Raw genomic sequence first — 8,883 nt, 5'->3', positions numbered from 1 at the left:
CGCCAGAGCACCGGCACCCGGCAGAGCAGCACCGCCCGCCAGAGCACCGATCTTTTTCCCGAGTGGCTCCGCCACGAGGGAAAAAGCTGTCCTCGCGAGGAAACCGCTGAGAACCCGCCGGTGGTCACCTTGCTCAAGCTGGTCACTGCTCAGCGGCTTCGCCGCTGACAAGAAAATGACGAACAATCCCGCTCAGCTGGGAAGACGAGCTCAAAGGCGGGTGGTGAGCTCGGCTCAGGCGCGCAGGTCGAGCTTCATGCCGACGTGGGTGTGCTCGAAACCGAGCCGTTCGTAGAACCGGTGCGCTCGCTCGCGGGAGACGTTGCTGGTCAGCTGCACCATCGCCGCGCCCCGCCGCCGGGCCTGCTCGATCGCCCACGTCACCAGTTCCCGGCCGAGCCCGTCGCCGCGCCGGTCCGTCCGCACCCGCACCGCTTCGAGCTGCGCGCGGGTGGCGCCCGCGTGGGACAGGCCCGGGATGAAGGTCAGCTGCAGCGTTCCCACGATCGCTCCGTCGAGGTCGGCGACGGCGAGCAGCTGGTTCGGGTCGGCGTCGATCGCGGCGAACGCGGCGGCGTACGCGGGGTCGCCGGGGTGTTCCCTGGTGCGTCCGAGGGGATCGTCGGCGAGCAGGTCGACGATGGCGTCCAGGTCGGATTCGGCGGCTCGCCGGAGAACGGGAGATGTCACGGATCGACCGTAGAGCCACGGCCGGGTGAACTGTGCTCGCGTTCGGCTTCGTGTTCACGACAACCCGCCAGGTGATCATGACCTGCGGTTAGCGTCCGCGACATGAAGATCTCGTCGAAAGCCATGAACGTCCTGCTGGCCGGGCTGCTCGCCGTCGCGGGCCTGTTCGGGGTCTCCGCCGCCGCGGTGGCCGCCGGTCCGGTCACCGCTCAGACCGAGCAGGTCGCCGCCGCCGCGTGCGGTGACACCGCCGAGTTCCCCCCGGTGGACCTCTCGGCGCTGCCCCCCGAGGCTACCGACACCGTGAACCTGATCAAGGCCGGTGGGCCCTACCCGTACCCGCAGGACGACCAGACCTTCTCCAACCGCGAGGGCATCCTGCCGGACTGCGAGGACGGCTACTACAAGGAGTACACGGTGGAGACCCCCGGTAGCGACGACCGCGGCGCCCGCCGCTTCGTCGTCGGTGGCGGCACGGAGTTCTTCTACACCGACGACCACTACGAGAGCTTCTCCATCACGAACATCGACGGCTGACCGGTTCGCCCCGGCCTCGACGGGCGATACGGAGCTCGGCGGCCGTCGCGCCGCGAGATCGAACTCCGCGGGTTCCGCCCGCTCGACGAGGAGAGCATCGACGCCGGGCCGCTCGCCCCACGCGGGGCGGGCGGCCCGTTCGTCGTCTCGGGAGCGGGACCCGGCGCGTTCGTGGCGTTCGGCGTGAATCGGGACACGCGCGGCGAGGGTCCACACCTCGCATGGCCTGCGGCGGCACACTGGTGATCGGCCGACCCGTGATCCCCGGGGCCGGAGTCTGGTGTCATGCTTGCCGCTCCGGACGGCTACGACGGCAGGGAGATCGAGGTGTACCGGGTTTTCGAGGCGCTGGACGAGCTCGTCACGATCGTGGAGGAGGCGCGCGGGGTACCGATGACCTCGGGCTGCGTCGTACCCCGTGGCGATGTGCTGGAGCTGCTCGACGACGTGCGGGACGCGATCCCGCAGGAGCTCGACGACGCCCAGGACGTGCTCGACCACCGCGATGACGTGGTGTCCAAGGCGGAGGCGCAGTCCGGCAAGGCCATAGGGGACGCCCGGTCGGAGGCGGACCGCACCGTCTCCTCGGCGCGCGCCGAGGCCGAGCAGCTGATCGCCGACGCCCAGGAACAGGCCGACCAGCTCATCGCCGACGCCCGCGCCCGCGCGGAGGAGTCGGTGACCGCCGGTCGCCGCGAGTACGAGGACTACGTGGGCCGCGCCCAGTCCGAGGCGGACCGCATGGTGCAGGCGGGCCGGGCGGCCTACGAGCAGTCGGTGCACGAGGGGCGGTCCGAGCAGGCTCGCCTGGTCGCCGACACCGAGGTCGCGCAGGCCGCGCACAGCGAGTCGCGGCGCATCGTCGAGGTCGCCAACGAGGACGCGGAACGGCTGCGCACCGAGTGCGACGCCTACGTGGACTCGCGCTTGGCGGACTTCGAAGACCTGCTCAGCCGCACGCTGCGCACGGTCGGCAAGGGGCGCCAGCAGCTGCGCAGCCCGGTCGGCGTGCCGTTCGACTACGAGGACTCGCGCGCCGGGGCGAACGCCTACGAGGAGAACTGACCTCCTGTTCGGCCGGTAGCTCAGCGGCTTCCTCGCTGCGGGATCAACTTCTCGCGAGGGAGCCGCTGAGGACCGCCGGTGGTCCGCTCGCTCACGCTGATCGGTTTCTCCGCGGACGAGGCGCGGATCGAAAGATCGGTTTCCGGGGCCCACTCCCTGGTACGCGCTTTGCGCCGGGGTGATTTCCGGTGGTCGGAGGCGTGGCGTACCCTGGCCCCGATGGCCGTGCGAGGTCCGTCCGGATGCGTTCCGGTCGCCTGGCCGGTCCCACGGAGGCCCGTTGATCCCGCTTTCCGGAGTGCTGACTCCGCGCGGGCCGGGCGGTGGGCCGGACCTGGTGCCGGCCCGGCCGGGTGCTCCGCGCGAGCTGGACGGCTCCGGCCGTTCACGCCATCGGTACCGCACCTGGACCAAGCAGCACCGGCCCGGGACGGTCGCTCAGCCTTCGGCTGGCACACCTGACCCGCCCCTTCGCTTCGACGAGATCCGTGATGTCCCAGAACCGTGACGCAGCAAGCGCCGCCCCGCAGGTCGGCCCGTGGGTGATCGACACCCGCGAGCTCGGCAACCGCGCGGGCAGCAGCCGCAGCTTTACCCGCAGTGCGCCGGCGCCTGCCGGTTTCGGCCTGGACATGATCGGAGTGCCCGAGGGCGATCCGGTCCGGCTCGACGTGCTGGCGGAGAACGTGGTGGAAGGAGTGCTGATCTCGGGCACCGCTACGGCGGAGTTCACGGGTGAGTGCGCGCGCTGCCTCGACAAGTTCTCCGAGGAGATCGAGATCGAGCTGCGCGAGCTGTTCGCCTACCCGGACAGCACGACCGACGCCACCACCGACGAGGACGAGGTCAGCCGCGTCGTCGATGAACTGATCGACCTGGAGCCCGCGGTGCGGGACGCCATGCTGCTGACGATGCCCACGTCCCCGGTGTGCAGTGAGGACTGCCAGGGCCTGTGCACCGGGTGCGGGGTGAAGTGGGCCGAGCTCGATCCCGAGCACACCCATGAGACGATGGACCCTCGCTGGGCCGCGCTGCGTGAGCGGTTCGGCGGAAACGAAGAGGAGAACTAGTCGTGGCCGTCCCCAAGCGCAAGATGTCCCGCTCCAACACCCGGCACCGCCGGTCCCAGTGGAAGGCCACCGCGCCGACCCTGGTGCAGTGCTCGAACCGGGCCTGCCGGGAGCAGAAGCTGCCGCACGTCGTCTGCCCGGCCTGCGGCCAGTACGACGGCCGCCAGGTCGTCCAGCCCGCCTGACGCCCGCGGATCGCGGCGTGGGGGGAAAGCAGTCCCGGAACCGCTTGACGGACCGGGCCCCGTTGATGTCAGCGCTCGGCGTCGAACTCGACGCCGAGCTGCTCACGCTTGCCCTGACGCACCGCTCTTACGCGTACGAGAACGGTGGCCTGCCGCCGAACGAGCGCTTGGAGTTCCTCGGGGACTCCGTGCTCGGACTGGTGATCACCGACCGGCTGTACCGGGAGCACCCGGATCTGCCGGAAGGTCAGCTGGCGAAGCTGCGCGCGAGCCTGGTGAACATGCACGCGCTGGCAGGGGTGGCCCGTTCCCTCAGCGAGGGCGGGCTCGGCCAGTACTTGTTGCTGGGCCGCGGTGAGGAGCTCACCGGCGGCCGGGACAAGGCGAGCATCCTGGCGGACAGCTTGGAGGCAGTGCTCGGCGCGGTGTACCTGGAACACGGCATCGACGTGGCCAGGGACATGATCTACCGCCTGTTCGGGTCGTTGCTGACCGAGGCGCCGCAGCGCGGTGCCGGGCTGGATTGGAAGACCAGCCTGCAGGAGCTCACCGCGGCCACCGGTCAGGGCGTGCCGGAGTACCGGGTGCAGGAGCGCGGCCCTGATCACCGCAAGGAGTTCAGCGCGTTCGTGTCCGTGGCCGGTGACACCCTCGGCGAGGGTGACGGCCGGACAAAGAAGGAAGCCGAGCAGAAGGCCGCCGAGGCGGCGTGGCGCTCGTTGTCCGAGCGGCAGGAACAAGCCGCTCAGGGTGAAGCCGAGCAGGCCGGTGGCGGAGACGTCGCGGCGGAGGAGTCCGCCGCGGAGCCCGCCGAGGGGTCTGCTCGCACCGGCGATTCTGCGTGATCGCCTGGCTGTGAGCCGTTTCGAGGCCGGTTGAGCGGTGGACTCTCCGGCGGCATCCGCCGCGGAATCCTCTGCTCGACCGGCCTTTTCGCGCTCTGCTAGATCAACTGATCGCCTCGGCCGCTGGTGGTCCGGGCGTGCTGGAAGGTGGGTTCGTGCCGGAGTTGCCCGAGGTGGAGGTCGTTCGGCGCGGGGTCGCCGAGCACGTCACCGGTCGCACCGTGTCCGCCGTGGAGGTGCTGCATCCGCGTGCGGTGCGCAGGCACGTGCCGGGGCCGGAGGACTTCCAGGCTCGGCTGGCCGGGCGCGAGGTCCGCGCGGCGCGGCGGCGCGGCAAGTACCTGTGGCTGGAGCTCGCCGAGGACGCGGCGCCGCAGGCCACCGAGTTCGTCGGTACCGCGCAGGCGCCGGGCGAGGCGGTGCTGACCCACCTCGGCATGAGCGGCCAGCTGCTGGTGCAGCCGGTGGGGACTCCGGACGAGAAGCACCTGCGGGTGCGGTTCGGCTTCGCCGATGGCGGCCCGGAGCTGCGGTTCGTCGACCAGCGCACGTTCGGCGGGCTGAGCCTGGCCGATCAGGTGGAGGTCGGCGGGGTGCTGCTGCCGACGCCGGTGGCGCACATCGCCCCTGATCCGCTGGAGGAGGTCTTCGACCTCGAAGCGGTGGTGGCGAAGCTGCGGTCGCGGCGCACCGGGGTCAAGCGCGCGCTGCTGGACCAGAGCCTGGTCTCGGGCGTCGGCAACATCTACGCCGATGAGGCGTTGTGGCGGGCGAAGCTGCACTGGGCGCGCCCGACGGAGACGTTGACCCGGCCGGAGGTGCGCGCGCTGCTGGCGGCGGTGACCGAGGTGATGTCCACCGCGCTGGAGGCCGGTGGTACCTCGTTCGACGCGCTGTACGTCAACGTGAACGGCGAATCCGGCTACTTCGACAGGTCGCTCGCGGTGTACGGCCAGGCCGACCGCCCGTGCCCGCGCTGCGGGGCGGTGGTGCGCCGGAACGCGTTCATGAACCGCTCGTCCTACAGCTGCCCGGTGTGCCAGCCGAAGCCGCGCAACGCGCACTACTGATCGAGCCGCAGCAGGGCGGTGCCGTGGGCGGGAACGTCGGCGGTGATGCGGTCGGCGGTCTCGGTGATCCGGCCGTCGCGCAGGTCGCGGACGCGGTGGATTCTCGCGCTGAGCCCGATTTCGGCGAGGGCGGTGCTGATGCGGGCGGGCTCGTCGCCGCGGTTGTAGAGCGCCACGGCGGTGCCGTCGTGCAGCGGTTTGACCCACACCTGGTGGTCGCCGCCGGTGGTGCGGGTGGCGGCGGCGCCGAGCGGATCCTGGTCGATGGCGAGGATTCCGGGGTCGGTGAGCAGGTCCAGGACGGGTGCGGTCGTGGTCCTCGGGTCGTTGCCCGCGATGAGCGGTGCGGCGAACATCGCCCACATGCTCAGGTGAGTGCGCTGCTCCTGCGGGGTGAGTCCCGCGTAGCCGCCGACGTCGTGCACGCCGACTTCGAGCATGTCCGGGTCGTTCCAGCATCCGGGTTCCGGGCGATCGTTCACTCCACTGTGGACTTCGATGATGTCGCGCACGCCCATCGGGTGTTCGTTGCGGTGGCCCGTGCTCCAGACGGGCTGGATGTCCTCGGTCGTGCGGGACAGGTGCGCGACGCCGCACCAGCTCTCGGATTCGCCCGGTGCGCCGGGGAAGTTGCTGTTCGGGTTGATGCTGTAGGCGATGGGCCTGCCGGTCGCGGTCAGCGCGTCGCGCATCGCGGTGAACGCCGCCCGCTGGGTGCGCGGGGAACCGGCTCCGCTGCACCAGTCGTACTTCAGGTAGTCCACGCCCCAGGACGCGAAGGTGCGGGCGTCCTGGAACTCGCGGTCCCCGCTGCCGGTCTGCCCCGGGTAGGCGCCGGTGTGCTGGGCGCAGGTCTCGACGTTCGGCGACATGTAGAGGCCGAACAGCAGGCCGCGCGCGTGCAGGTAGTCGCCGAGCGCGGCCATGCCGCCGGGGAAGCGGGCGCGGTCGGCCCGCAGGTTCCCGTCGGCGTCGCGTTCCGGTTCGTACCAGCAGTCGTCGACGACGACGTAGCGGTAGCCGGCGTCGCGCATGCCCGAGCGCACCATCGCGTCGGCGACGCCGCGGATCTCGGCTTCGTCGATGTCGCAGCCGAAGGTGTTCCAGCTGTTCCACCCCATCGGCGGGGTCGCCGCGGGCGGCACCGGAAGTGGTGCCGCCGCAACGGTTTCCCTGGGAGCGGCGGCGGTGCTCGCCGTGCACAGCACCGCGAGCAGCGCGGCGCCGACGCGTGGCGCGGTGCGGCGGAGGGTGGCGCGGGACGGCATCAGTGCGGGGTTTCGCAGTCGTAGAGCCGAGTTCGGGTCGTGTCGTCGGCCGTGCCGGTGTCGCCGGTGTCGCCGTAGGCGGCGGGGTCGACGGCCGTGCAGTGCCGCACGACCCAGGTCATCGACTCGTCGACGACTCGGGTGTCGACCTCGCCGCCCGTGCTCCGCACCCCGGAGGTGCCGTCGGTCCACACGTAGCGCAATTTCCCTTCCCGCACGTAGTTCTGCAGCGCGTCCACCGTCGGGGCCGGGTCGTTGCCGTTGTAGCCGCCGACCGCCATCACGGGCCGTCCGGTGTCGAGGATGATCGGCGCGGCCACCATGGCACCGACGACGGCCACGAGCCAGGTCTCGTCGCGGTGGTTGTCCGTCAGGTAGCGCACCACCTCGTCGCTGACCTCGGTGCTCTGCCCGCCCGGCCCGCCTCCGCGCGTGCCGTCGGCGTTCCGGCCGTCCGGCGCGGTGTTCGGGGGCGTTGCCCGCTGTCCCTGCTTCGGCCCGCCCTGACCACCGCGTCCGCCGCCGGGTCCTCCGCCGCCGGGACCGCCCTGGCCGGACGGGCCTGCCGACGGGAAGGTCGCCTGGATCGGCGTGCTCAGCGGAGTCAGCGCATACGCCGTCGGTCCGGACAACATCGCCACGATCCCGGCGAGCACGGCGGCCATCCCGGCCTTCGCCCGCCTGATCCGGCGTTGCCGGGGGAACGCGAGCAGCAGCGCCAGCACCAGCACCGAGACGGCCGTGAGCACCGCGATCAGCGGCGGTAGCCACGGCACGAAGTCGTCGTCGAGCAAGTGGTACGCCCAGGCCCCCGTCGCCGCGATGGACGTCGGCAGCAGCGCGCCCCAGCGGGTGGAGACGCGGAACAGCCGGACCATGCACACCACGCCGATGCCGACGACCGCCGCGAGCGGCGGTGCCAGCGCCACCGTGTAGTACGGATGCCAGATGCCGGAGGCGAAGCTGAAGACCGCGGCCGTCACCAGCAGGGTTCCCGACCACAGCAGGAAGTCCGCGCGCTGGGCGCTGTGGCGGGGTCGGCGGCGCAGGTACACCAGCGCCGCGATCGCGCCGCACAGCGCGAGCGGGAACAGCCACGAGATCTGCCCGGCGACCTGGTCGCCGATCAGCCGCGTGAGCCCGCCGTCATCGCCGCCGGGGCCACCACCAGGGCCACCCCCTCCGGGGCCGCCGCCGGGACCTCCGCCGCCGGGGCCGCCGGGCGGCAGTTGCCCCGGCATGCCGCCCGGCGGGCCGCCGCCCGTGCCGCCCCCGCCCGGGCCGCCGCCCATCATGCCGGGGGAGGCGATGTGGTCCTGGCCGAAGACGCGGCCGAGCCCGTTGTAGCCCAGCAGCAGGTCGAGCACCGTGTTGTCGGTGCTGCCACCGACGTACGGCCGCGAGCCGGCCGGGACGGAGTCCACGACGACCATCCACGACGCGCTCACCACGACCAGCACGGCGGTCGCGGCACCGAGGTGCAGCAGCTTGCGCGGCCACCGCGGCCGGGCGGCGACGAGGTGCACGACCGCGATGACGGGCAGCACGAAGTACGCCTGCAGCATCTTCACGTTGAATGCGAGCCCGATCGCCACCGCGCACCACAGCAGCGGCAGCGCCTTGCCGGAGCGGATCGCGTTGGACGCCGCCCACAGGGCGAGCACCGTGAGCAGCACCAGCAGCGAGTCCGGGTTGTTGTGCCGCGCCATCGCCACCGCGATCGGCGTCACCGCCAGCACCAGCGCGGCCAGCAGGCCCGCCGCGTGCCCGAAGCTCCGGCGCACCAGGTGGTGCAGCACGAGCACCGTCAGCACCGCGAACACGGCCTGCGGGACCAGCAGGCTCCAGGAGTTGAAGCCGAACGCCCGCGCGGAGAGCGCCTGCGCCCACAGCGCCAGCGGCGGCTTGTCGACGGTGATGAACGAGGCCGCGTCCAGCGAGCCGTAGAAGAACGCCTCCCAGCTGCGCGTCATGCCGAGCACGGTGGCCGAGTAGTACGTGTTCGCCCACTCGTTGATCGACAACGCCCAGGTGTCGAGCACCGCCGCCACCGCGAGCACCCCGATCAGCGCCGGTCGCGCCCACGGCGGATCGGTGCTGCCGCCCAGCACCAGCCGGGCCGCCCGGGACCGTTCGAGCTTGCGCACCGCGTT

The 8,883-nt window shown here is 71.8% G+C and carries 9 protein-coding genes; 6 read left to right on the top strand and 3 right to left on the bottom strand.

Annotated elements, in window-relative coordinates:
- Window positions 1-234: 234 nt before the first annotated feature.
- The gene (locus tag ACWD38_RS21150) at window positions 235-690 is read right to left on the bottom strand and encodes a GNAT family N-acetyltransferase (RefSeq protein ID WP_184481820.1); all 456 of its coding nucleotides are present in this window, start codon (window positions 688-690) and stop codon (window positions 235-237) included.
- A 102-nt stretch (window positions 691-792) separates the two neighbouring features.
- Here ACWD38_RS21150 and ACWD38_RS21145 point away from each other — a divergent pair, with 102 nt between their 5' ends.
- The 6 genes from ACWD38_RS21145 (at window position 793) to mutM (ending at window position 5,462) form a co-directional block, all read left to right on the top strand.
- Complete coding sequence (locus ACWD38_RS21145) at window positions 793-1,227, top strand: ribonuclease domain-containing protein (RefSeq protein ID WP_184481818.1); 435 nt, start codon at window positions 793-795, stop codon at window positions 1,225-1,227.
- Between the two features lie 327 nt (window positions 1,228-1,554).
- The gene (locus ACWD38_RS21140) at window positions 1,555-2,292 is read left to right on the top strand and encodes a DivIVA domain-containing protein (RefSeq protein WP_184485656.1); all 738 of its coding nucleotides are present in this window, start codon (window positions 1,555-1,557) and stop codon (window positions 2,290-2,292) included.
- A 491-nt stretch (window positions 2,293-2,783) separates the two neighbouring features.
- Window positions 2,784-3,362 (top strand): YceD family protein, encoded by a 579-nt coding sequence (locus ACWD38_RS21135; RefSeq protein ID WP_184481816.1) that lies wholly within the window; start codon window positions 2,784-2,786, stop codon window positions 3,360-3,362.
- A gap of 2 nt (window positions 3,363-3,364) precedes the next feature.
- Window positions 3,365-3,547: a 50S ribosomal protein L32 gene (gene rpmF, locus ACWD38_RS21130; protein WP_184481814.1), complete on the top strand. Its 183-nt coding sequence runs from the start codon at window positions 3,365-3,367 to the stop codon at window positions 3,545-3,547.
- A gap of 65 nt (window positions 3,548-3,612) precedes the next feature.
- Window positions 3,613-4,392: a ribonuclease III gene (gene rnc / locus ACWD38_RS21125; protein ID WP_221315915.1), complete on the top strand. Its 780-nt coding sequence runs from the start codon at window positions 3,613-3,615 to the stop codon at window positions 4,390-4,392.
- Window positions 4,393-4,547: 155 nt separating this feature from the next.
- A complete protein-coding gene (mutM, locus tag ACWD38_RS21120; protein ID WP_184481810.1) occupies window positions 4,548-5,462 on the top strand; it encodes a bifunctional DNA-formamidopyrimidine glycosylase/DNA-(apurinic or apyrimidinic site) lyase in 915 nt (304 codons plus the stop codon).
- Here the strand turns inward: mutM and ACWD38_RS21115 are convergent.
- Both ACWD38_RS21115 and ACWD38_RS21110 read right to left on the bottom strand, forming a co-directional pair.
- Window positions 5,456-6,730, bottom strand: a complete 1,275-nt coding sequence (locus tag ACWD38_RS21115) for a glycoside hydrolase family 27 protein (RefSeq protein WP_450124735.1) — start codon at window positions 6,728-6,730, stop codon at window positions 5,456-5,458. The two genes, mutM and ACWD38_RS21115, sit on opposite strands and share 7 nt — an antisense overlap.
- A complete protein-coding gene (locus ACWD38_RS21110; RefSeq protein WP_221315914.1) occupies window positions 6,730-8,877 on the bottom strand; it encodes a glycosyltransferase family 39 protein in 2,148 nt (715 codons plus the stop codon). The genes ACWD38_RS21115 and ACWD38_RS21110 overlap by 1 nt, the downstream gene beginning before the upstream one ends.
- Between the last annotated feature and the right edge of the window lie 6 nt (window positions 8,878-8,883).

The sequence above is a fragment of the Saccharopolyspora sp. NPDC002578 genome, from assembly GCF_053592695.1.
Note: the sequence above shows the minus strand (reverse complement) of the source record. Positions and strands in the feature narration are given on the sequence as shown.

What these genes read in the sequence shown, in the direction of transcription:
- rnc (WP_221315915.1), top strand. Translation starts at nt 3,613, where the DNA reads ATGTCAGCGCTCGGCGTCGAACTCGACGCCGAGCTGCTCACGCTTGCC.
- ACWD38_RS21135 (WP_184481816.1), top strand. Translation starts at nt 2,784, where the DNA reads ATGTCCCAGAACCGTGACGCAGCAAGCGCCGCCCCGCAGGTCGGCCCG.
- ACWD38_RS21145 (WP_184481818.1), top strand. Translation starts at nt 793, where the DNA reads ATGAAGATCTCGTCGAAAGCCATGAACGTCCTGCTGGCCGGGCTGCTC.
- ACWD38_RS21115 (WP_450124735.1), bottom strand. Translation starts at nt 6,730, where the DNA reads ATGCCGTCCCGCGCCACCCTCCGCCGCACCGCGCCACGCGTCGGCGCC.